General features: G+C 59.2%; 15 protein-coding genes and 2 pseudogenes. 3 read left to right on the top strand and 14 right to left on the bottom strand.

All coding sequences use genetic code 11. The annotated features are described in order from the left end of the window. Nucleotides 1–94: 94 nt before the first annotated feature. The 4 genes from GOB85_RS09970 to GOB85_RS09955 all read right to left on the bottom strand — a co-directional run bounded on the left by GOB85_RS09970 (nucleotide 95) and on the right by GOB85_RS09955 (nucleotide 7,846). Nucleotides 95–2,587 carry a TonB-dependent receptor family protein gene (locus GOB85_RS09970; RefSeq protein WP_173577400.1) on the bottom strand — a complete coding sequence of 831 codons (2,493 nt, stop codon included), beginning with the start codon at nucleotides 2,585–2,587 and terminating at the stop codon, nucleotides 95–97. Nucleotides 2,588–3,124: 537 nt separating this feature from the next. After that, a complete protein-coding gene (locus GOB85_RS09965; RefSeq protein WP_173577399.1) occupies nucleotides 3,125–5,554 on the bottom strand; it encodes a helicase-related protein in 2,430 nt (809 codons plus the stop codon). A 414-nt stretch (nucleotides 5,555–5,968) separates the two neighbouring features. After that, the gene (locus tag GOB85_RS09960; protein WP_173577398.1) at nucleotides 5,969–6,490 is read right to left on the bottom strand and encodes a DUF2501 domain-containing protein; all 522 of its coding nucleotides are present in this window, start codon (nucleotides 6,488–6,490) and stop codon (nucleotides 5,969–5,971) included. A 318-nt stretch (nucleotides 6,491–6,808) separates the two neighbouring features. Further along, nucleotides 6,809–7,846, bottom strand: coding sequence for a CorA family divalent cation transporter (locus GOB85_RS09955; RefSeq protein ID WP_173577397.1), 1,038 nt, complete (start codon nucleotides 7,844–7,846; stop codon nucleotides 6,809–6,811). A 503-nt stretch (nucleotides 7,847–8,349) separates the two neighbouring features. Between GOB85_RS09955 and GOB85_RS19065 the strand changes: the two genes are divergently transcribed. Beyond that, nucleotides 8,350–8,499: a hypothetical protein gene (locus GOB85_RS19065; protein WP_206752437.1), complete on the top strand. Its 150-nt coding sequence runs from the start codon at nucleotides 8,350–8,352 to the stop codon at nucleotides 8,497–8,499. A 271-nt stretch (nucleotides 8,500–8,770) separates the two neighbouring features. On the opposite strand, the gene GOB85_RS09950 is transcribed toward GOB85_RS19065, so the two are convergent. Then, a complete protein-coding gene (locus tag GOB85_RS09950; RefSeq protein WP_173577396.1) occupies nucleotides 8,771–9,700 on the bottom strand; it encodes a Dyp-type peroxidase in 930 nt (309 codons plus the stop codon). Between the two features lie 205 nt (nucleotides 9,701–9,905). Here GOB85_RS09950 and GOB85_RS09945 point away from each other — a divergent pair, with 205 nt between their 5' ends. Beyond that, nucleotides 9,906–12,314, top strand: a complete 2,409-nt coding sequence (locus GOB85_RS09945; protein WP_173577395.1) for a penicillin acylase family protein — start codon at nucleotides 9,906–9,908, stop codon at nucleotides 12,312–12,314. A 44-nt stretch (nucleotides 12,315–12,358) separates the two neighbouring features. On the opposite strand, the gene GOB85_RS09940 is transcribed toward GOB85_RS09945, so the two are convergent. From GOB85_RS09940 to GOB85_RS09905, 8 genes are all read right to left on the bottom strand, one after another. After that, nucleotides 12,359–13,750, bottom strand: a complete 1,392-nt coding sequence (locus GOB85_RS09940) for an NAD-dependent succinate-semialdehyde dehydrogenase (protein WP_173577394.1) — start codon at nucleotides 13,748–13,750, stop codon at nucleotides 12,359–12,361. A 704-nt stretch (nucleotides 13,751–14,454) separates the two neighbouring features. Next, on the bottom strand, nucleotides 14,455–15,270 hold the full coding sequence (locus GOB85_RS09935; RefSeq protein ID WP_173577393.1) for an FkbM family methyltransferase: 816 nt from the start codon (nucleotides 15,268–15,270) through the stop codon (nucleotides 14,455–14,457). 486 nt (nucleotides 15,271–15,756) lie between these two features. Continuing rightward, nucleotides 15,757–17,031 carry an ATP-binding protein gene (locus tag GOB85_RS09930; RefSeq protein WP_173577439.1) on the bottom strand — a complete coding sequence of 425 codons (1,275 nt, stop codon included), beginning with the start codon at nucleotides 17,029–17,031 and terminating at the stop codon, nucleotides 15,757–15,759. 388 nt (nucleotides 17,032–17,419) lie between these two features. Then, complete coding sequence (locus GOB85_RS09925) at nucleotides 17,420–18,202, bottom strand: response regulator (RefSeq protein ID WP_173577392.1); 783 nt, start codon at nucleotides 18,200–18,202, stop codon at nucleotides 17,420–17,422. 134 nt (nucleotides 18,203–18,336) lie between these two features. Continuing rightward, entirely contained in the window at nucleotides 18,337–19,473 is a 1,137-nt protein-coding gene (mnmA, locus tag GOB85_RS09920; RefSeq protein WP_173577391.1) for a tRNA 2-thiouridine(34) synthase MnmA, read from the bottom strand. Between the two features lie 189 nt (nucleotides 19,474–19,662). Further along, on the bottom strand, nucleotides 19,663–19,977 hold the full coding sequence (locus GOB85_RS09915; RefSeq protein WP_173577390.1) for a ferredoxin family 2Fe-2S iron-sulfur cluster binding protein: 315 nt from the start codon (nucleotides 19,975–19,977) through the stop codon (nucleotides 19,663–19,665). A gap of 111 nt (nucleotides 19,978–20,088) precedes the next feature. Beyond that, complete coding sequence (locus GOB85_RS09910; RefSeq protein ID WP_173577389.1) at nucleotides 20,089–21,282, bottom strand: aminotransferase class V-fold PLP-dependent enzyme; 1,194 nt, start codon at nucleotides 21,280–21,282, stop codon at nucleotides 20,089–20,091. A gap of 108 nt (nucleotides 21,283–21,390) precedes the next feature. Continuing rightward, the gene (locus GOB85_RS09905; protein ID WP_338421703.1) at nucleotides 21,391–22,185 is read right to left on the bottom strand and encodes a class I SAM-dependent methyltransferase; all 795 of its coding nucleotides are present in this window, start codon (nucleotides 22,183–22,185) and stop codon (nucleotides 21,391–21,393) included. A gap of 737 nt (nucleotides 22,186–22,922) precedes the next feature. Here GOB85_RS09905 and GOB85_RS09900 point away from each other — a divergent pair. Then, nucleotides 22,923–23,099, top strand: a pseudogene (locus tag GOB85_RS09900) (nitric oxide dioxygenase); the annotation flags it as partial. A 2-nt stretch (nucleotides 23,100–23,101) separates the two neighbouring features. Here the strand turns inward: GOB85_RS09900 and GOB85_RS09895 are convergent. Continuing rightward, nucleotides 23,102–23,200: pseudogene (locus GOB85_RS09895) on the bottom strand (IS5/IS1182 family transposase); the annotation flags it as partial.

The raw sequence follows: 23,200 nt of genomic DNA, 5'->3' as shown, positions 1-23,200 counted from the left end.
GTCGGGAATACAAAACCTGCGGACAGCCGAAGCCAGGACAGCCCCGGCTCGCACGGCAGACGAACCAGGGCTGTTTCTGTTATCCGAACCGGGGTCAGAACTGAGCGCTGATGGTTCCGAAGAACTGACGCGGAGCAGCGGCGAACAGGTTGGCGTTGTCATCGCCGGAGACAGAGGCCGCGCCATAGACACCGCCGATATAGCCCTGATTAAACAGATTATTGATTCCAAAGGACGTTTTGAACCCGCGCATGAAGCCGATCTGCCCGAAATTGTAGGTCGCGGACAGAGAGGATGCCCAGTATGCGGGGATACTCACATCGTTCGTATAGGTCATTGGTCGTGAAGACAGGTAAGAGGTATTGAAGTTAAAGGTCGCCCTGCGCCACGTGTAGGTTACGTCCGCTTTATACATAAACTTCGGGTAATAGACCTGATGTTTGCCCTTCAGACTGACTGTTGTGCCATTGTATGGCAGGTCCCGTGTTTCATAGGTCGCGTTATTCCAGCTGAAGCTGTTGGTGATGGCCAGACCTTCGAACGGACGGACTGTGCCTATGACATCGGCGCCGTTCATCGTTTCACGACCAACGTTGATGTACGAGCTATACATATTGTTTGTCGTGCCGGCAGTGATAGCGGCCAGGCGATTGTAATAATCCGTGTGGTAAAAATCTGCACTTCCCGAGAAATATTCAGAGTTGAAGCGATATCCGACAACATAGTTCCAGGTGCGCTCAGGCTTGAGCTTGCTCTTGTTCTCGTTAAACACCTGCTGAGCCGGATCGACGGTGGCGCTCGTTCCGAGACCTGACCAGGCGGAACCACTACCGGACTGAGCCGCGTAATCATAAGCCCGCTCGTTCTCAGCAATGTCCCAGTAGAACTCGTGGTGGTCCAGAAAGTGATAGTCAAAATTGAAATGCGGAAGAAATGCAGCTGAAGCCGTCAGGCTGCCGCTGGCCGGATGCTGGTAGTAGGTGTCCCATGTGGAAGCCAGATCGGCGGTGTTGTCATATTTCGTGCCACCATGCGTCGTCTGCGTCATGGACCGGAAACCACCAAGCAACGTCATGCCAGGAATGATCGTCCAGGTGTCCTGCAGATAGAACTGGAACGTGTTCGTATTAAACGAATCTTTCCACAGATTGGTCGCCTGCGATTCCCTGTAATCACTTTTGGAGTTGTGCGCTTCGGTGAGACCATCCTCATAAAGTCGCATCGGATAGTTGAAGCTGTTATTTTCGTACCAGATACCGGTCTGGATATCGTTTTTATGCAGCCTGATCTCGAAGCTCTGCGTAAAGCCCAGACGCCGGACGTCAGGATGACCTGCTTCGTCCACCATCGGAACCCCTGATGAGGGCGATGTCATGAAGTTGTTTGTGCCCTGATAAAGGCCATTCGAGACATGGCCGTAAGCCACAGTCCGGGACGTGACGTTCGGGAGGATCTCGTATTCGCCCGTGAGGGCCGCCAGATAGTTCCGCTGGATCTGGGTGCCGTCATAGGCGACGTCACCGACCTCGTCATTGGACAGGCGGCCAGCGTATTCGGCCGGGATGCCGCCGTTCTGGGCATAATTCGCCCACTGGATCGCCTTCTGGTAATCGGGTTTCAGATAGGTCGCCTGACGCCCCATCTGCTCCCACATGTTTTTGGTCATGCCGAGGAAGTTGTACTGGGTGAAATTCGAATAATCGAAAATCGCCTGAATTTTCCCCTTGTCGTGCAGCGGCTGGACAAGTTTGAAATTCGCCTGCTGCTCCTGCTGATCGCCGTAGCCTTTCCACAGATCCATATCCGTCCTGGCGTAGGCTGCGTAGAATTTCGTGCCGCTGGGATTAAGGACGCCGCTATCCACGCGCCCGTAGGTGCGGAACATGTGGTAACTGCCGAAGGTCTGACTGATCCGGCCGCCAGCGCGATCTTCCGGGTCAGCAGAGGTGAAGGTGATCGCGCCCCCGAGCGTCTGGGTGGAAGGGGTGCTGAGCGCACCGGCTCCCTGTGACACCGTGATTGAATTGATGTTGTCCTGAATCGCCATCTGATCGACATTCAGGCCGTACCAGTTATGGAAACCCTGTGCGCCCATCGGGATGCCATCGAGACTGACACCGAGCTGGGTCTGGTTAAAGCCACGAACATAGAGCGTGGCCGCGACCGTATCGAGACCGAGCGCGTCAGACGACTGGAAGCTCACACCAGGAGTCGTCTGTGCCAGGATCTGCATCGGGCTGGTGCCGGCGACGAAGTTGTCCATGGTCGCGCGCGAGACGACCTGATTCACGCCGTGAGAGACGTGACGATGCCCCGTGGCGACAACAGATTCGGCATCGCCGGAGGCATTCATCGAACCGGGCTGGTGGTGGACAGGCGCAGAGGACTTGCGAGCCGGGCCAGTCGTCGTGGTTTTTGAGCCTGCGGTCTGGTGGCTGGCGACGGGACGTGAGGCAGATTTTTTATCCGCGGCATAAGCGGAAGAGACGATCGCTGTTGAACACAGCAAAGCAGGGGTGATACGCCGGAAAACTTTTAGCCGGGCTTCGATTTTCGTCAGAAACACCAGATGCACACCGGAATGCATAATAAAGCCCCTCAGGCACGTGAAAGGGATGACGTGCCGCATGTGTCGAAAATATGACAAGCAAGTTGCAGAGTATCTATCTGGCGAGATTTACGGACTGCAAGATGGAGCCTCATAGTGTAGTGGTTTCGACATCTCATCGTGTCGTATCCGCAACACTCCATGCTGTTACCGGAAAATAGCTGTGAGGCTGGCAGGGCTCTGCCCTGGAACCCGGCAAAGGCTCGACTTTGCAAACCATTTATTATCAACAGATCCGGTGTGCAGGGGCCTGTGGTCACTGCCAGGCCCGCATGTTCTCATCCGGAGGTCAATATTCACAGCCTCTGGTATTATTCCATTTTTTTATCACCACAGATCAGATCCCTGCGCTCATGAAGACAGGCTGACGTCGGTAAATGGAGCGGGCTCTGCGCAAATCAGGCAAGAGACGCAGCCCCCCCGCACCCGGACCTGTTTAACAAATCGGATTGCAAAAAACCGCCTGCCTTTTGGGCAGATATCACGAGCATAACAGAGCAGAAGCGGACGTTGCTCTTACCGCCGGGTGCGCGCCCGGCTCTGCTGACGCAGGACGCTTTCGATCCAGTCGTTCAGTTTGCGGGTTGAGTCCTCAGCATCGTCACGATCCGGGTAAAAATCAGGAAACCGCAGGGCAAGCCAGCGCCAGGCGACGAGACGCTTGTGACGTTTCTCGGCACGTTCGAGTTCTTCCCGTCCCGCCCTGTCGGGGGGCGGCAGGCGACCTGTTCCCGGAGGAGGAACTCTGATGCCGGCGGCGTGGTCTGCAGCCCAGCCGACAAGACGGCGAATGCCGTTATCCCGATCATCGACCGGGCACATAGCGTAGGTCCATCGCTGGGTCAGATCAAGGCCTTCGACACCCTCCAGGGCGGAGGCGATAGCAAAGGGCTGCTCCATATCGGCAAGACGGTAATTCGGGTCATCGTGGCGGAGGACGGCGCGACGGATACGGGCGAGAACGCCGTAGAGGCTGTCTGAATCGATTTCCGTGGCGATGGCCCGGACGATATCGACATCTGGCTGGACATAGGGACGCAGTTCTTCAGGCGGTTCGGGGGCGGCGCTCAGCCGGTCGCGGATGAAGCGCGGGCTGCCCGCATCGGTCAGTGCTGCGACGACGCCATCTTCGTGCTTGCCATAGCGGCCTGCCCGTCCGCCGATCTGTTTGACTTCCTGAACGGAGAGATCACGGGTCTGACGGCCGTCGAATTTCCGCAGGGAGGCAAAGACGACACGGCGGATCGACAGGTTCAGGCCCATGCCGATTGCATCTGTGGCGATCAGGATGTCCGCAGCTCCGGAGTTGAAGCGCTGCGCTTCGGCTCGCCGAACTTCGGGGCTGAGCGCACCGTAAACGACGGCCACACGGCGGCCGCGCTCCATCAAGGCGGCGCGGAGATCAAGCACCTCGCGACGGGAGAAGGCGATCAGGGCGTCACCAGACCGAAGATCAAGAAGGCGCACAGTCGAAGACGCTGCCCGAAGCGGACTTTTCCGTTCCAGAGAGATTTCATCGACCGGATCCCCGCAGAGTTCGGCGATTCGCCGGACCATGGGGATACAATCGGGGGCGCCGAGGACGTAGAGATGGCGGGCCGGAGCGCCCATGATGGCAGCGGTCCAGGCCGCGCCACGGTCGGCATCGAAGAGCATTTGCGCTTCGTCGATGACGGCGACATCGACAGGATTATTGAACGGGCACATCTCGACGGTCGCGGCAAGGTGGCGGCTACCGGGGATGATCATGCGCTCTTCGCCGGTGGCCAGCGAGGCTTCGACACCACGCGCGGCGAGAGCTTCACGAAACTCGTGGGCAAGGAGGCGCAGGGGAGCGAGAGCGAGACCGCTCTCCGCCTGAGCCAGCGCGTCAAGCGCCGTGTGCGATTTACCGCTGTTCGTGGGGCCGGTGACCAGGGTAATCCGGCGCTCCAGCGCCCGTGCCGTGCGGAAATGGGCGGCGTAGCGGTCCAGCGCGGCGACGCGGGCGATGACGGCGTTGGCGACGTGCTTGCCGACCGCCGGAGGTTCGGGGAGCGGATTGTCGCGCCTGTCGCGTCCCTTGCCCTGTCGTTCCTTTCGGTCTCCGACTTCAGGCCCGCCACGGCGCCATTCAGGCAGGAGCGGACGGAGAGCGATGATTTCGGCGGGATCGAATTCCCAGAGTTCCTGCCCCTCCGGCTGCCGGACGCGCCGTGCAACAGGGAGACGGTTTTCGGCGATCCAGCGCAGAGCTTCACGATGCGAGCAATGGAGCAGAGGTGGAACATCCTGAAAGCGGACGAGGGTGCTTTCCCACTCTTTGAGACGCTGTTCCTCGCTCTCGCGCCGGGCCCGGGCCGTGCGTTCGATACTCGCTTCCGTGCGGGCACGGTGCTCGGCTTCCTGCTGCACACCACCAACGAAGTGCGCCCGGTCAGCGAGATGAAAGGCGTCGGCAACAGCGTCGGCAAGCCTGGCCGTCTGGGCTGCGGAGAGCACGCGACCGGTATCGAGGATGTCGGCCTTCATCGCTTCCAGAGCCGCGCGGGGCGTATCACCCAGATCGCGGAAACGGGTTGCCATGACAGGATCGAGCGCGTTCAGCAGCACCGGATCTGAGGCTTCAGGGTCTGTAATGCTGCCGGCCGCGCGTTCCATGTCCTCGCGGGAGATCCAGATCCGGCCTTCGCGGCGGGTCAGATCCATCAGACGGGAGGCCCAGCGCTTGCGACGAACGGCGCAGAGGGCAGCATGGAAAGTCTCGTCGGGCACATCCCGCGCGCCCGGCGTCAGGGCGCGACTGATCCGGCGAAGAAGCGCTGTTTCCTCGCGCGGGGCGATGGCCAGGCCGGTCCTCGCGATAGCTGCCTCAAGGGCTGCTCTGGCGGGAGAGGACGTATCGCGGATCGGGTCCGCGTCAGGGGGCTCGGTCGAAGGGGGTGCGGAGCCGTTCGGCGTATTCATGCGCTCAAGTGTGCGCGATCATGCCGATCCGGGCAATGGCCGGTTTTGATGTCCGTATGCAGGGTGGTCTGGTGTCATCGGCTGACAGCAAGGACTGAAGTGCTTCCCGTGACACCAGACCAGGAGAAGTGACCTCTGAGAACGGGCTTATACCAGCGGCTGTGAAGATTGACCTGTGGATGAGAGCATCCGGGCTCTGCCCGGACCCGGAAGGGGTCATGGACCCCTTCACCCCGATCTGTTGAACAAACCGGTTCCAAAGGTCTGTGACCTTTGGTGGGGCCCAGGAGAGAGGCCACCAGTCTCACACAGATCGAAGGCCAGCCTCTCTGATATTATCCGTCGATATAAAATGACGCAGGAGCCCAGGGCTTCTGCCGGGTTCGGACTCAGTCCGAACCCGGCAGGACTGTTTTAGTTAAGGGTCTGACCTTTCTTCGTCAGATCGCTGCACAGTTTGACGCGCTGAGATTTGTTGAGTGTCGAGATGTCAAACGGAGTGGAACTGCCATTCTGCAGCAGGCCCTGGCCGCCAAGTGAGTAAGCCTGATCGTTCTTCACGTCCTGGCGCTTTGCGAGACCACGGGCCACGCTGCGTGGCGTTGTCCCGTAGACGTATTTTTTGTGAATACAGTAGGACAGCAGGCCGGCGACGTTTCCGGGACTGGCGCTGTCGATGGAGGGCATACCGCCTTCGTTCAGCGCACCCGGCGTGGCTGACGTGGCTGCGCCGGTCACGCCGTGAACCATCTGAGCACCCTGGCTTGGAGCGGATGCAGCGTCTGCCGGATTGGTCACGGGGATGGAGCCCGGGGGCGGAGCAGAAAGCGTCGTGCCGGCCGGAAGTTGCTGTGATGTCTGTGCGTAAGCCACACCAGCAGATGAAAGCACCAGTCCGCAGGTGGCAAGGAGAGCGAGCTGTCTGGAACCAAACATTGAGAAGCAACCTTTCTGAAAAGGGCCACAGGACGATCGCATCTGACGCAGACAACATTGCTGGCTCTGATACGGTGTCGTGGCCGTCTTGCGGCATTAAAGCGCGAGGACAACAAAAGTTCTTCTGGCCAGTGATTGTTTTTCCGTGATCCTGATCTGACTGAAACGTCTGCAACCGGAAGCAATTTATTGCGTTGATGCGAGTTTTTATTGAATCTCACAAGGCTATTGCTTCACTTCGACACTTCGATACCGTGTGCTCTGCCTGACTGTGCTTAACGTGGCCACGTTTTTGAAAAAGCTCTGCTTCAGGATGCGTCAGAGCATCCGGCTGAGCTTGAGCACGAACCAGGTTCCCAGCATGATGAGAAAGCAGATGAAACCTGCGTAAACCGTGCCCCATGATCCACCGGTAAGAAACATGCCGCCCGTGTTCATGCCGAAGAAACCCGTGACGAATGTCGCGGGCAGCATCAGGGTCGTGCCGACGGAGACGATGTAGAGGCGGCGGTTGGTTTCTTCCGCCTGGTTCGATGTCAGCTCGTCCTGGAGAGAGCGGGCACGGTCCTGAAGGGCGAGAAGATCGTCCAGAGCGCCATGGATCTGGCGCTGGGAGCGGTCGCGCAGGTCATCCTCTGCCCATTCGGGGAGTTCCAGTTCCTCATCATGGAAGATGCGGTTCACCGGAGCGATGACGCGGCGGAGTTCGGTGGAGCGACGGCGGACCTGACCGAGCATACCGCCCATGCGTCCGAGATCGGTGTCGCGGTCGAGCAGAAGCAGCACGTCTTCGGCACGATCGAGATGGTCGTCGAGGCGCGACAGATCCCGGCGGGCGGTATCGGCGAATTCGAGCAGAGCACGATCGACGAGGCAGGCGGGATTTTCAGGCACTTTCTGGCGCTGGAGTTCACGGTAGACGACACCCAGGGCCGGGATCGGGTGTCGGCGGGTCGTGATCAGCAGATCGGGCAGAAGCGCGAAGCGCCAGATGCAGACGTCGCGGTCATCGTCCGAGGCGGCATCGTCAAAGGCAGGCAGAGCCCCGAACACGAGATCGTCCTCGGATTCCAGCCGCGCGCCCCGATCGGTGCTGGTCAGGGCCTGTTTTACATCTTCCGGCAGGCAGGGAATGGCATCCACCTGAGCGCGGGAAACGGTATGCACAATGTCGAAATGGAACCAGGCCCAGCCGGGACGGCCGAGCGGAGCACCGGCGAGACGGTCCGTGACCTCTTCCGAAGTGAGTTTTTCCGGTTTCTCACCGGAATTGCACAGGATAGCCCAGACCAGACCATCTGCGAGTGCAGCACCGGCATCCGTCGCGGCGAGCGGGAGAGACTGAACATCGTGCACCGGATCCCTCCCTGTATCTCCGCGGAATGGGGAAACCGACGTTTCATGCGGACATGAACGTATCGGCGGGTCTGACACCAGACAGAGCGAACCTCCGGCGGCAGGCCGGGAGGTGAACTGTATGCTGTCGGGGGGAGATGTCGCACAGGCTTTGAGGACTGACAATGCAGGCCGGGACGATTGCCGGATTTATGACGGACGAAACGATCAGAAGTTCCTGTGTGAATGTGGGTACCAGAACGGGGAGTAAACATGTCTCTGCCGGGCCGGACCACCGGATTTTTTACGCTGTGCAGCAGATTACGTATTGGGTTGTTTCCGGGACAGAACAGGTGATGACTGAGATTCCGGAAGGTTATGGACATTTTTATTTCGAAATCGTTCAGGTCTGACTGAGGCATTCCGGAGGAAGATCGCGAGGCGGGATTATCGCTGAAATCTGATGGCGGGTGGTTTATGGAGCGCGGGGTGAGATCTGTCCGGTGCTGATCGGGCAGGGATGTATGAGGGACCGCCGGGTTGAATTGCGGGCGAAGCACGCAGTCAGCATTTTCCGGATGATCCGGCTTACGATAGCGGAGGAGATGATCGCCAGCGTGCCAGTCCGACGCTATGGATCGATTGCCGGAGTGGCTGCGTCTCTTCATGAGTGATGTTCAGGGTTACATGACAGGGATAGCCTTCCTGTCTCTGCCGGACTTACCAGAGGATTTATTCAGTTCTCTGTTATGACGTTGCTTTGCTTCAGACAGGGGGAAATTCCGGGCTCTGCCCCGAACCCGAAAAGGGTCTCTGATCCCTTCACCCCATTTTGTGAAAATAACAAAGGTTTGCAAAGGCGAGCCTTTGCCGGGGTTCGGGGCAGAGCCCCGCCCTGTCTCACGTCAAAGCCGCTTTTTACTGACCTGACAAAGCCCGGATTCGTTACGCCTGCACGTCATCAAGGAAACCCACGGTTGGCACAAAGAACAGAGTGCCGCTGACGGCGCGGCTGAAATCGAGCAGCCGGTCGTAATTGCCTGCGGGTTTGCCGACAAACATGTTGTTCAGCATTTCTTCCGTCGTTGAGACCGAGCGGGCATATCCGATGAAATACGTGCCGAATTCGCCTTTACCAGTTTCACCGAAGGGCATGTTATCGCGAACGATATCGATCTGTTTGCCGTCACGGGTAACGACGTTCAGAGCGTTATGCGCGTAGTCGGGTTTGGCTGCGTCATCAAGTTCAACATTGGAAAGTTTCTTACGACCGATAATCTTTTCCTGAGTCTCGACAGGAATTTTATTCCATGAGCCGACGTCGTGAAGATATTTCTGCGTGATGACATAGCTGCCGCCGGTGAAGGCAGGATCTTCATCACCAATGAAAGCTGCCTCTGCGGCAGCGGCATTTTCCGGATTTTCCGTACCATCGACGAAACCAATCAGATCCCGGTCATCAAAATATTTGAAGCCGTGAACTTCGTCGATGACCGATGTAAACGGACGGAGGCGTTCCATAATGAGGGATGCCATTTCGAAGCACATATCCGGCCGGGTGGCCCTGATATGAAAGAGAAGGTCGCCGGGAGTTGAAACAGCGTGATGAACACCACTGATTTCCCTGAATGTATGCAGTTCTCCAGGGCGGGGTCCTGGGAACAGGCGGTCCCAGGCGTCTGAACCTATGCCCGTCACACAGGAAAGCTGGCCGTTGAGGTCACGAAAGCCGACGGTGCGACGTAGTGCCGAGAGATCAGCGCAAAGGCTTTTGACGGCTGTTTCGGCTTTGCTGCCCGGGTTGATGGTCAGCACCAGGAAGATAGCGGCACGGGTCAGGGGAGCAACAACGGGTTGTGAAACTGGAGCAGGCATGATGAATCCGGATTGTGGAACGGTGCTGGTCGCTGACCCTAATCCAGGAGCGGTCAAAAAACAAAAATGGAGACCGGGGCCGATGTCACGGGCCTGGACGAGGGGGACGGGTGATCTGTTACGGGTCCGGCTGATCCGCGAAGGTTATTTGCGGTTCCCTGTACGACACCATTACACTGCGCTTACGCAACATAGTTAAGAGACCATGGGCATCTCATCAGGATCTGGCCGACGACGCTTTCGTGCAGGACGCATTGGTGTTGCCGCGGTAACGGTGCTGGCGGGACTGACTGCCGCTGGCGTCGGCTACAGTGCCTGGGTGCTTTATGCCAGCCGGCCGGTGCTTTCGGGGCGGGTGCCACTTGCCGGACTTTCGGCATCGGTGAGCGTTGTGCGCGACAAAGAGGGCATACCGACGATTACGGCGCGAAATCGTACGGATCTGGCACGGGGCCTTGGTTTTCTTCATGGTCAGGAACGGTTTTTCGAGATGGACCTGATGCGCAGGGCCGGGGCCGGGGAATTATCGGAAATAGTGGGGAAGGTGGCTGTGCCGCTGGATCGGCGCCGTCGTCTGCATCGGTTTCGCCATCATGCTGAACGGGTTCTGGCGCGGCAGGATGCTGACAGCCGGGCTTTGCTCGCTGCTTATACAGCGGGTGTAAACGCGGGTCTGGCGGCGCTGGGACATGTGCCGTTTGAGTATGCGATTCTGCGCGAGGCACCGCGTCCATGGACGGATATTGATTCTCTTCTTGTTGTTTACGCGATGTATTTCGACCTTCAGAGCGATGATGGCGCGGCTCAGCGCCTGAGGGCAGGTCTGCGGGATCGGCTGGGGCCGGAGATGACGGCCTTTCTGGACCCGGAACACACGCCGCTTGATGCACCGGCTGACGGGTCGGTGGCTGAAGCGCCTGCTATGCCGGCCTCGCTGTCCGGCGGAACTGACGCCCCCGGTTCTCCGTCTGTCGTGCATTCGCCTGAGCCTGAACGGGGCTCTAATAATTTTGCTGTTTCGGGACATCTGACTGCTACGGGAGCGGCGATGGTGGCGGGTGACATGCATCTCAGCCTCAGTGTTCCGAACATCTGGTATCGGGCGCGTCAGATCGTGAGGGCGTCGGAGACTACAGTTCCGACACTGGATCTGACGGGTGTGACACTGCCTGGGGAACCTGTTCAGATTGTGGGCAGCAACACGCATATCGCCTGGGCTTTTACAGATGGATATATTGAGAGCGGCGATCTGATCCGCCTCGATCTGATGCAGGGAACCGCGGCAGGTGAGCCCTGGCGGTATCTGACGCCTGATGGTCCCCGTCCTGTCGGAGTGGTGACTGAAAACCTTTGCTCCGGTCGATCAGGTTGCACAGCGCAGCGGATTGAAGAGACAATCTGGGGGCCGGTGACGGGTCATGATTCGTCCGGGGCGCCACTGGTGTGGCGGTGGAGCGCGGAGGATGACAATGCGATCGATATACGCGGCATTCTTGCGCTTGAGGCCGCGCATGACGTGCGGGGCGCACTGGACGCGGCGCATGTCGCGGCTTTGCCACATGAGAATATGCTGGTGGCTGACAGCGCGGGGCATATTGGCTGGACCATTATCGGGCCTGTTCCGCGGCGCGTCGGTCTGGACGACCGGCTGCCGCATTCCTGGGCGGACGGTCAGCACGGCTGGAATGGTTATCTTGCACCAGCGGAAGTTCCGGAAATTATCGATCCGCCCTCCGGTCGTTTGTGGACCGCCAACGGGCGTGTTGTGGGCGGGGCGGCTTTAACGACGCTCGGAGACGGAGGGTATGCGGACGGGCTGCGGGCCGGGCGCATACGCGATGATCTTTTTGAAAAATCTCTGTTCAGTGAAGGTGATTTCCTGGCGATTCAGCTCGATGACCATGCGACGGTGCTGCGTGGGTGGCAGGCGCTTCTGCTTCGCGCGCTGGATGCCCGATCCGGACAACATGATTTTGCGGTGATGAAGCCGTTTGTGGCGCAGTGGGGCGAAAGGGCGGTGCCGGACTCGATTGGGTATCGTCTGGTTCGTGATTACCGGATACGGGCCATCGAGACCGTTTTCGGGGCGTGGGCCCACGGTCTGACACTGCCGGAGTCACATGGACTTCGGGCGCCACCACGCAGTGCGTGGGCCGTTGAAACGGTGCTGACACAGCGACCGCCGGGGCTGGTTCCGCCGCCGTTCCGGGACTGGGACGCCGTTGAGGCGGCAATCCTGGAAAAGGTGGCACATGATGTCGGGGAGGCGGGTGGGCCGGATCATTTCACCTGGGGAGCGATCAATCGGGTTGGTATCGATCATCCGCTGGCACGGGCGGTGCCGTTGCTGGGGCATCTGACGGACCCGGAGAATGAGCCGGAAGCGGGCGACACTGTTGTGCCGCGGGTTCAGGTGCCGGGGTTTGGCGCATCGGAGCGGCTGGTGGTGAGCCCCGGGCATGAAGAAACCGGTTTGCTTGAGATGCCGATGGGGCAGGCGGCGAATCCGGTTCTTCCCTATTATGGCAGCGGACATGAGGCATGGGTTCATGGAGAAGCGAGGCCGCTGCTGCCGGGCGCGCCTGTGTTCCGGCTGGAGCTTACGCCGCAGTGACGGAGGACAGATGAGCCCGACAGCATGGATCGGGAGGGCGCCGCTTATGCGGCGGCGTCAGCCGGGACGATGTCGATCAGCTTTCTGTTGACGAATTCCTGTATCCCCAGTGAGGACAACTCCCGTCCGTAACCGGATCGTTTGATGCCACCGAACGGGAGATCGGCACGGGTCCAGGTCGGATGGTTGATGAAGACCATGCCGGTTTCGATCCGTGCGGCCACTTCGGCGCCGTGGCTGGTATCGCGGGTAAAGACTGATCCACCCAGGCCGTAGGGGCTGTCATTTGCGATCCGCACCGCTTCATCTTCATCCCTGGCACGGAAGAACATGGCAACGGGACCGAAAAGCTCCTGATGATAGACAGGGTTATCCGGTTTGACGTCGGTGAGGACTGTCGTCTGCACGAAGGCGCCCTGTGTCGGTGGAACGGGACCGGCTCTCAGGGCTTTTGCGCCGTGCTGAACGGCTTCTTCCACCTGTTTTCTGAGCTGGTCGGCAGCACCCTGCGACGACATCGGAGGCACGCCCGTTGCGTCATCCATCGGGTCTCCGGGCTGCATCTTTTCAAGGGCCTGCTGAAAGCGTGAGAGAAACTCATCGGCGATGTCATCCATGACGATGATACGCTTCGATGCGACGCAACACTGACCACCATTGTTCATGCGCCCCCAGACTGCCCATTTGACGGCCTGATCCATATCGGCGTCGGACAGAACGATGAACGCGTCGCTGCCGCCGAGTTCCATCGTAGTCTTTTTCAGATTCTGTCCGGCACGGGCAGCAATCTTTGCGCCTGCTCCTTCGCTGCCGGTCAGGGCCACGCCGATGATGCGCGGGTCATCGATCAGACGTTCGAGCTGTTCGTGGGTGGCATAGAGATTGGTGTAAAGGCCTGCGGGAGCGCCGGCTGAGAGGAACAGCCGCTCGAACGCGGCAGCGGATTGCGGAACATTCGAGGCGTGTTTAACCATGACTGCATTGCCGGCCATGAATTGTGGCCCCACCACGCGGGCGAGTTGATAATAAGGGAAATTCCATGGTTCGATCGCCAGGATAATGCCCATGGGCTGGCTGATGATCACCGCATGATCGCCTCGCCCGGCGACGTCATCCACTTTCTGAGGGGCGAGGAATTCTTCTGCGTGATCCGCGTAATAATCGAGGATCGATGCGGACAGTTCCACTTCGGCCTGACTTTCCCGAAATAGCTTGCCCATCTCCAGCGTGAGCAGGCGTGCGTAATCGTCTGTCTGTTCGCGAAGAAGCTGCGCGGCCTTTTTTACGATCCTGCGCCGGTCTGCAAAGGATGTTGTGGACCAGTCCTCGTATGTGGCCTGTGCCTGATCGAGGCACGCCGACAGTTCGGTATCTTTGAGATCAGGGAATGTTGCCGTCGTCTCGTTCGTATAGGGATTGACTGTTTTATAAGCCATGATGACCTCCATGATCGGCGGAGCGAGGCAGCCCTGTCACGCGGCGCCGGTGTTACGACGCGGTGCGTCACCTGGAGCTCGTTCCGAAAATGGCGTTATCCCGGTTAAACGGCACCGGAGGCAGAAAGTTTATCAGAGAATGATCTGAGGTGGTGATTTTTCTATGAGTTTTGCGGATATGGACGATAAGAAATGAAGACAACGCTTGCGCCAGGCAAAAGTGCTCTCAACGATCAGGCGTATTTGCGAATGATGTAATGCTTACGCGCGCTGCAATTTTCCGTAGTCCCGATCAGGCGAAAACGGCCGCCACAGGCAACCAGGTGTGACAACACGGGGGCTCTTTCCGCGTCGCGCAACGCGCTTATACCGGAGGTTGTGAAGATTGACCTGTGGGTGAGAGTCTCCGGGCTCTGCCCGGACCCGGCAGGGACCGCAGGCCCCTGCACCCCGGTTTGCTGATCATAAAACGGTTTGAAAAGACAAGCCTTTGCCGGGTTCCAGGGCAAACCCAGCGGGTCAAAGGCCAGATCCTCTGGTATTACTTACGTAATCCAGGCCATCGTGATTTCGGGACATAGCGCAAAGCCATGAATCACGATCATCTGTTCATTTCGAGGCTGGTTTGCGGAGAAACAATTCTGCACCCTCGTCTCCGCGATCATCTGATCGGCGCGGGGAGAGGTATCCCTCCGTCAGGCAAACTAGATCACGACACTCTCAGCCACCTCAATACCGTGCGTTCGGCAGCAATCATAGAACACAGGCAGTTTATCCACAGGAACGAGCGCATGATTCAGAGATTTGACGTCAAAACGAGTGATGGAATCACGGATTGCAATATCTTCGCGCAATCTGAAATCGACATATCCCATCTGAGGAAGGAAATTCTGATAGAATTTCGTATCGACTCCCCAGAGCATTTCGCAAAAAATGACCGGTCTGTGATGTTCGATCGTCTTTCTCGCGCCGTCCAGGAAAGAACATTCATGTCCTTCGATATCTACCTTTATGACGGAGATCGGATTTACAATATTCATCAGATCAAGCTTGGTGACTTTCACATTCACTGAGCCTTTGTGCTGCTTTTTGAATGTGCTTTCAAGAGAGCAGCTTGTCTCGATCAGACCGTGAGAATCGTCTGGTATGTATAACGGAAATTCTCCGACCATATTACTCAGAGCAGTCCCGAATATCTCAACTCTTCCCTCAAGCCCGTTTCTTAATACATTTTTATTTAAAATATCCCGAACAACAGGATATGGCTCAAAAGACAAAACAGATATATCAGGGTCTGTTATTGCTGCCAGTATTGTGTAAAGCCCGCTATTTGCACCGACATCCACGAATACCCCCTTCATCCTGGTCATGTGAGCCATAACCATCAGAGGGAGGGGGATCTCGAATGTGCCGGCCCTGATCTGACTGGCGACCTGGTCCGCGCCATCGATATCATCAAAATAAAACTGCCTTCCTGCGAAAGACAGGATTGCAGAGTTTATATGTTTTCCATCTGCCATTTCTTACTCTTCATGCATGGTTCCGCGTGAACAATATTAATTGAAACGAGTGTTCAGCTCATTAAAAATATAAGTGTGCAATTTTTAATGATAAGTCCGGACACCGTTAAAAAAGAAGCGATCATGCCTTATACCGGAGGATCTGGCAGGGCTCTGCCCTGGAACCCGGCAAAGGCTCGCCTTTGCAAACCGTTTTATGATCAGCAGACCGGGGTGCAGGGGCCTGCGGGGTCCGGGCTGAGCCCGGATGCTCTCATCAACAGGTCAGTCTTCACAACCTCCGGTATTATACCAACCCGCATAAAAATTGACCTTCATGAAGAAAGCCCGGGCTCTGAGCCCGGATCTGGAGGGAGCGTCACGCGAAGGCGTACTGCGCACGACGACTTCCCCCCCTGTCCTGTGGAATAAAATGTTTCCGGTGGGTTCCTGAGCAAAGCTCTGCGAGTCTCTCGCAGAGTCGAACGGAACCTCAAAAACTGTGAGTTACGACGAGGCTGGCACGATGATGCGGGCACGGAGGCCGCCGGAGGGGCGGTTTTCAAGGGTGAAGGTGCCATCGACGCGTTCGACTTCGCGCTTGACGATGGCGAGGCCCAGGCCGAGGCCACCGGTTTTGCGGGAGCGTGAGGTTTCGACGCGATAGAAAGCTGTGGTGACGCGATCGAGTTCGATCTCGGGGATGCCCGGGCCGTCGTCTTCGACGTCGACGATGATCTGACCGTTTTGTTCTGTCAGGTGGATGGCGGCTGATCCGGCGTAATGCAGCGCATTTTCCACGAGATTTGTGAAGACCCTTTTCATGGCGAGGGGCGGGAGGTGCGCGGGCAGCCGACCGGGACCGTCGTATGTGACAGCGCCGCCGCGATCGAGGACATCATCGGCGATCGTGGTCAGGATCGCGGCGAGATCGATGGAGCGTGAGCGTTCGCGTTTCTTTTCGCCGGACAGGTAAGCGAGCACGCCGCCGACCATGGCTTCCATTTCATCGATATCGGCTTCGATGGCGTCCTGGGCCTCGGCATCGGTGAGGAAGCCGGCGCGGAGGCGGAGACGGGCAAGCGGGGTGCGGAGGTCGTGGGAGACGGCGGCCAGGGCTTCGGTGCGGTCTTCGATGAGGTGCGTGATCCGTTTCTGCATCTCGTTGATCGCATGGGCGAGGCGACGGACTTCGCGGGGACCTTTTTCTTTGAGAGGCTCCCAGTCGCCTGAACCTACGGTGTCGGCGACGGTGGCCAGGGCCCTCAGGGGCATGCTGAGCGCGTGGACGAGCATGCCGGCGGCGAGCAGCACGGAGAGAGTGACGATGGTGGCGGTGGCGAGACCACGGGTGACGACATGACTGCGGAGGATGTCCGGGGCGGTGAAGCGGATCTGGCTGTGATCGGCCAGCAGGATGGTTCCGGTAACGTCGGTCCATTTGCCGGGGCGGCCGGAGTGCAGCCGGAGCTGCGCGCGGGCGAGGATCGGGTTGGCGGTGACGAGCTGGGTATGGAGCTGCGCCATGCGTGGTGGTTCCGGTTCGCTGTCGGGCGGGGCGCCGGCGGGGAGCCAGATCATGTGCAGATCGTTGGTGGAGAGCATGGTCGTGAGCATGGGGCGGGTGGCGGGCGCGGCCCCGTCGAGCACGCGGACGTCTGTTGCGAGACGTTCGCCGATCAGATTGAGGCGATCACCGTCCTCGATATAGGCTTCAGCGTGTTCATAGAGTGTCCAGCTGACGACGAAGACGAGGCCGATGGAAGCGAGGAGGACGAGCATGACGCGACCGACGAGGCCACGCGGCCAGAGACGGATGCTGCGTTCGTGCGTCCTGAATTCAGCTCTGGATATCAAACGGTATGACCTCGGGTTTGTGAGGACCGGGGACAGGCCTGGTTCTGCCTGGTCCCGGCAGGGACCACAGGCCTCTCCATACCCCTGGTTTATTCAGGACATGTGTATGTCCGTTGCCGGGCTTCGGAGAGCAGGGCTCTCCGGGGCAGGAGAGGCTCAGAGGCTGTTTCAAAAGCCTCACTGGCGAACGGGAACGCCCCCTGAGGGGCGTGACCAGCATGTGTTTTTGAGCATGGACGCGGAGCGGCCGTGAGCATCGGAGCGAAGAAAACGCGCGTCGGATCGCCGGCAGAGGGGCTTTTGAAACAGCCTCTCAGACCCGTTCGATGGGGGCCGTGAAGATATAGCCCTGGCCGCGGACGGTTCTGATCAGGTTATCGGCGTCGGACCCCAGTTTCCGGCGCAGGCGACTGACCAGAACATCAATGGAGCGATCTGAGACATCGCCCAGGCGGGTTCGCGACAGTTCGAGGAGCCGATCGCGGCCGATGACGCGCTGGGGGTTATCGAGAAAACTGACGAGGAGATCGTGTTCGGCGCCGGAAATTTCGACGGCGGCACCGGTGGGATCAAAGAGTTCCCGGCGTCGGAGATCGAGCGACCAGCCGGCGAAATTGATGACTTCACGGCGCTGGCGGTCGGGTGCGGGCATGCCGTTTTGCTGACCGCGACGCAGAACGGCGCGAACGCGGGCGAGGAGTTCCTTCTGGCCGAAAGGTTTGGCGACATAGTCGTCGGCGCCGAGTTCCAGGCCCAGGACGCGATCGAGTTCTTCACCACGGGCTGAGACCATGATGATGGGGATGCGCGTGAAGGCTTCGTCTTCGACATTGCCTTTGATGCCACCCTGGCGCAGGGCGCGACACAGATCGAGGCCGTTCATGCCGGGCATCATCACATCGAGGATAATGAGGTCGGCGGCTTCGGTTTCGAGGGCGTCCCACATTGAGCGGGCATCCGGCACGGCGCGGATGCGATATCCGTCCGCCTGCAACGTGCGGCTCAGGAGCGTGCGCATGCCCGGGTCATCTTCGACGATGAGGAGTCTGACGGGCAGATCGTGGGGTGCGGGGGCGTGTGATGCTGTGTCGTTCATATTTTTCTTATTGTCCGGTCCCGTGAACGAAGTAACAACGTTTGTCCGCACAGTCTGTTGCAGGCTTCAGAAACAAATCCTGAGAGACCTGCCGGGCCCGTGCGGAGCCCGGATTTCTCCCGATTCGTGAAACTCTAACCTGCTTTGTTGCTGGCCGTCGAGCGTTCGCTGTCAGGGTCGGGCGTCGCGACCGGGGCGCGGCAGATCAGGCCGCCACCAAGGACGCGGCTGCCGTCATAGAGCACGCAGGCCTGACCGGGCGCGGGCATGGCGGGCTCGTCAAAAACCACTTCCGCGCCGGTGCCACTGCGGCGGATGGTGGCGGCACGGGGCCTCTCACGGGCGCGGAGCTGGACCATGCAGCGAACGGTTTCTCCGGCCGCTTCATCCGGGGGCGGAATGAGCCAGTTCACGTCGCGCAGACGGCAGCACAGCACGGCAGCGGTTTCACGGGGACCGATGATGATGCGCTTCCGGGCGGGTTCGATGCCGACGACCATCTGGCGTTCGCCATCCTGGCGGGCGGCGTCACCGAGGCGTTTGCTCTGCCCGACGGTGAAGCGGGTGACGCCGTCATGATGGCCGACGACCTTGCCGGAGCGGTCCACGATCTCGCCTTCGCCACGTATATCGGGACGGAGGGTTTCCACGAGTTCGGCGTAGGAGCCTTTGGGGATGAAACACAGATCCTGGCTGTCGGGCTTGTCGGCGACGGCGAGGCCGAAGCGTTCGGCTTCGGTGCGGACAGCCTGTTTGTCGGGCATATCGCCGAGCGGGAAGCGCAGGAAGTCGAGCTGCTCTTTCGTGGTCGCGAAGAGAAACCAGCTCTGGTCGCGGTCGGTATCGAGGGGACGGTGCAGTTCGGCGCCGTCCGGGCCTGCCACGCGGCGGACATAGTGGCCGGTGGCCATGGCGTCGGCGCCGATATCGCGGGCGAGGCCGAGCAGGTCGGTGAACTTGACGCCCTGATTGCAGGCGACGCAGGGGACGGGGGTTTCGCCGCCGGCGTAGGAGTCCGCGAATTTTTCGATGACGCTGTCACGGAAGCGCTGTTCGGCATCGATGACATAATGCGGAATGCCGAGGCGTTCGGCGACTTCGCGCGCGTCCTGGATGTCCCGGCCGGCGCAGCACGCGCCTTTTTTCGCTTCGCCTCTGGTATCGTAGAGCTGGAGGGTGGCGCCGACGACATCGTGGCCTTCCGCGACGAGGCGGGCGGCGACGACGGAACTGTCGACGCCTCCGGACATGGCGACGAGGATGCGGGTCATCGTGCTGCTCCCGGCGCGCTGTCTGTTATAAAATGGTTGGCAAAGGTCACGGACCTTTGCCGGGTTTCAGGGCGGAGCCCTGAGGTCTTTGCCTGCGTGACAACAGAACGCTGCCCGGAGGTCTGCGGCCTCTGGCGGGTCAGGGGCAGAGCCCTTCCGATAGCGGTCTGTGTCAGCATGGGTTTGAGATCAGCTCTTGCGCGGGAGGCGAACGGTCAGGCCGTCCAGGGCATCTGTCATAACAATCTGGCAGCCCAGGCGGGAGGTTTTTTCGAGGCCGAACGCGAGGTCGAGCATGTCTTCCTCGTCTTCAGTCGGTTCGGCGAGTTTCGGAGCCCAGGACGGATCGACGATTACGTGGCAGGTGGCGCAGGCGAGCGAGCCTTCACAGGCGCCTTCGAGATCGACGCCATGCTTATGGGCGATTTCGAGCACGGAGAGGCCGACAGGGGCATCGACCTTGTGTTCTGTGCCATCGGGCTCGACGAAAATCATGTGCGGCATTCAGGTCTCTCGTTACGGCTGTCGCGGAGGCATGGCGCGATGGCGGCCCTTCCGGGTTCATGCTCCGGGTATTGTTGTCTTGTGAGCATCGTCGCCCGGCCAGATAGTCTGTCAGATGCGCGCATCTGACCGGGATCTGTTCCAGGCGGGTCCTGCTCCCCTCACCTGCTGCGCGGCACAGGCGATAAGGTCGGCCGCGCGCGTGATACTGGCGGGCGTCGTAAAACGTCCGGGCGAGAGACGCAAGCTTTCTGCGGCTTCTTCGGGCGAAAGGCCCATGGCGGTGAGCACGTAGGATGGTGCCAGATCGGCTGATGAGCAGGCCGAACCGACCGAGAGGGCCAGTTCCGGAACCTGCTCCATAAGAGCCAGGGGGGGCACGCCGGGCAGGCGCAGGCTGAGGATTCCGGGCAGGCGGGGAGCGTCTTTCGCGTTGATGGAAAAAGCGACCTGGCGGGCATGCAGACTGTTGCAGAGTGCTTCTGCGAGATGGGCCAGATGGCGGGCATCGGCTTCACCCTGGCGGGTGGCAATCCGCGCTGCGCAGCCGAAGCCGGCGATGAGGGCGGCGGGCAGCGTGCCGGAGCGAAGGCCGCGTTCCTGGCCGCCGCCGGAGAACAGAGGTTCGAGACGGATGCGGGGACGGCGGCGGACGAAGAGGGCGCCGACGCCTTTCGGACCGTACATCTTGTGAGCGGAAACGGACGCGAGATCGAGATCCAGGGCGCGGACGTCGAGGGCTGTTTTTCCGGCAGCCTGAGCGAGGTCGGAATGGAGGAGCGCGCCGCCGTCTCTGGCGATGCGACTGAGGACCGGGAGGTCATGGAGCACGCCGGTTTCGTTATTGGCGGCCATGATGCTGACGAGGGCGGTCGGGACGGAGACGGCTTCACGGAGGTGATCGGGATTGAGGCGGCCATTCCTGTCAACCGGCAGGATGACGGGGTCGAACCCTTCGGAGGCGAGATCGCGGACGCTTTCGAGCACGCATTTATGCTCGGTTGCGACGGTGACGATGCGTTTCCGGCCGTCGCCGTGGCGGGCGCGGTATCGGGCGGCGCCCTTGATGGCGAGGTTGTTGGCCTCGGTGGCGCCGGACGTGAAGATGATTTCGCGGGGATCGGCCCCAATGAGGGCGGCGATCCCGGCGCGGGCGGTTTCGACGGCCTTTGCGGCCCGCTCGCCCGGGGCATGAGTAGTGCTGTGCGGATTGGCGAAGTCTTCCGCGAAAAGGGGCATCATGACTTCGATAACGCGCGGGTCACATGGCGTGGTCGCTGCGTTATCGAGATAGAGTTCCTCCACCTTCACCTCTTCCCCCTGACGATACTGGCTTTGTCTCGCAAAGTGGTCTGTCAGGAGGGAAGTCGCAAGGGATGGCAGAGGCCGGACAGGATAACCACAAAATCGTTTTCAGCGGCCAGGTTTGCGGAACTTGAATACGACCTGATCGGTGCGGCCACGGACAGACGGATCGAACACTGTTGCCGTATGCGGATCGGACGGGTTTTTCAGGGCTGCACTTTCACTCTCGAAAACAAAACCGGCTTTTGTGACCTGATCACGGATCAGAGCGGGGTCGATCCGATGGAGTGTTTTCGGCGCCTCACTTCCGCTTCCGGCTGTGGCGACATGGTCGATGACGATGTACACACCTCCCGGACGGAGTATTCTGAACACGGCCTTATCGAATGCCAGTGCAGATTCGGGGCTCTGGCCGTAGACATCGTGATAATTCTGGGATGTCCAGGCCATATCGACGAGACCGGGCAGGGTCAGGGCGGTGATCGGGGTGGTCACTTCACTGACATTGGCGAATGAGGGATCGGCAGCGATTGCTTTCACCGCGTTTGCCGCGTCAGGTTTCTGCGCGACGCGTTCGGCGGAGACCACAGTGTAAACATGGCCGGTTTTTCCGACAATATTGCTGAAGATCCGGGTGAAATAACCCTGTCCCGGCATCAGGTCGGCGACTCTCATGCCGCGCGCCATCCCGGCGAAGGCGAGCAGTTCTGCGGGCTTACGGGTTGCGTCGGCTGCCCGGTCCGCTTCAGGACGATCTTTGTTCGCGAGCGCTGCGGCGATGGGCAGAGTCCTGACCTGGCTTCCTCTGAATGCTGGCTGCGCGACGGCAACGCCGCCCGTGAACATGCCACCGGCGAGCAGGGCTGAAAGAGAGAGGAGCAGGGCGACGTTTTTATGTGACACGGAGGCATCCTTTACGGCGACGCAAGATAACGCGTCCCTTGTGATAGAGGTTTCCGTGTGAGTGAAAAAGCCCGGGCACGTCAGGTCGGCGGACACGGCGGGATGATTGTACAGGAACGGGGCCGGAACCGGTATCACTCCGTGTTGCGGGTTGTCTCCTGGTCTCCGGCAGACTTCTGGGCAGCATGCCGGTGGATAGTTGTGGAAGCATCCATTTTTCTCGTGATTATTTATCTTACAGAGGAATACTTCCCTTCTGTGGCTGCCTGTAACTTCGGAAACTGTCGAATGAATGTTTTCAATGTTTCCCGTTCTTTTATATTCGATCTGATCCCTGCGGAAGTTCCTATCGCTTCTGAAGACGCGCGACAGGCCGTTGATTGCTGATGTCAATATCTTTCGATGGCCACGAATGACAGCTCGGTTTATCCGGGAGTTTTCCGAAAAAACCGCATCATAATATACTTTTTAAAATACGTTCTTTCGTGAACTGATATGACTGAGAGAACCGGAATATCAGTAACGATATGTCATTATCCGGACTGATGCTGCGTGGTGATATTGTCCGAAAGGATAACGCCTGATGATCAGAAGATTTCCGTGTCTATGATCTGGATCAATGGCGTTTATCGATATGTCGGAAAACGCGACGCACGTACTCGTCTGGATGATTGACACCATAACAGCACTGAAGATACTTAAAATATATACAATATCTACATTTTTAAGGATCCCCGATGGCTGCCCCGCTGGACGACAAAACCCGTGCGATCATCAAAGCCTGCGTTCCGGCTCTGGAAGCCCATGGCCTGACAATAACGACGGAGATGTATCGTCGCCTCCTGAGCAATCCCGATATTCGTGATCTGTTCAATATTTCTCATCAGAAAGACGGAGAACAGCCTAAGAGCCTGAATCAGAAAGCGGTTTGATTGATTTTTCGCAGAACTCTGCGGATATGGGCAATCATCAACCATGCGCAGGATGACGAGATTGTTGTCTCGACATCCTTCGT

The organism is Acetobacter fallax (assembly GCF_011516735.1).
Classification (GTDB): domain Bacteria; phylum Pseudomonadota; class Alphaproteobacteria; order Acetobacterales; family Acetobacteraceae; genus Acetobacter; species Acetobacter fallax.
This window is presented reverse-complemented; position numbering and strand designations above follow the sequence as displayed.

Excerpts from the sequence above, each read along its gene's own strand:
- GOB85_RS09965 (WP_173577399.1), bottom strand. The coding sequence starts at position 5,554 with ATGAATACGCCGAACGGCTCCGCACCCCCTTCGACCGAGCCCCCTGAC.
- GOB85_RS09940 (WP_173577394.1), bottom strand. The coding sequence starts at position 13,750 with ATGGCTTATAAAACAGTCAATCCCTATACGAACGAGACGACGGCAACA.
- mnmA (WP_173577391.1), bottom strand. The coding sequence starts at position 19,473 with ATGACCCGCATCCTCGTCGCCATGTCCGGAGGCGTCGACAGTTCCGTC.
- GOB85_RS09915 (WP_173577390.1), bottom strand. The coding sequence starts at position 19,977 with ATGCCGCACATGATTTTCGTCGAGCCCGATGGCACAGAACACAAGGTC.
- GOB85_RS09945 (WP_173577395.1), top strand. The coding sequence starts at position 9,906 with ATGGGCATCTCATCAGGATCTGGCCGACGACGCTTTCGTGCAGGACGC.
- GOB85_RS09935 (WP_173577393.1), bottom strand. The coding sequence starts at position 15,270 with ATGGCAGATGGAAAACATATAAACTCTGCAATCCTGTCTTTCGCAGGA.
- GOB85_RS09925 (WP_173577392.1), bottom strand. The coding sequence starts at position 18,202 with ATGAACGACACAGCATCACACGCCCCCGCACCCCACGATCTGCCCGTC.
- GOB85_RS09950 (WP_173577396.1), bottom strand. The coding sequence starts at position 9,700 with ATGCCTGCTCCAGTTTCACAACCCGTTGTTGCTCCCCTGACCCGTGCC.
- GOB85_RS09930 (WP_173577439.1), bottom strand. The coding sequence starts at position 17,031 with ATGCTCGTCCTCCTCGCTTCCATCGGCCTCGTCTTCGTCGTCAGCTGG.
- GOB85_RS09970 (WP_173577400.1), bottom strand. The coding sequence starts at position 2,587 with ATGCATTCCGGTGTGCATCTGGTGTTTCTGACGAAAATCGAAGCCCGG.
- GOB85_RS19065 (WP_206752437.1), top strand. The coding sequence starts at position 8,350 with ATGAGGGACCGCCGGGTTGAATTGCGGGCGAAGCACGCAGTCAGCATT.
- GOB85_RS09960 (WP_173577398.1), bottom strand. The coding sequence starts at position 6,490 with ATGTTTGGTTCCAGACAGCTCGCTCTCCTTGCCACCTGCGGACTGGTG.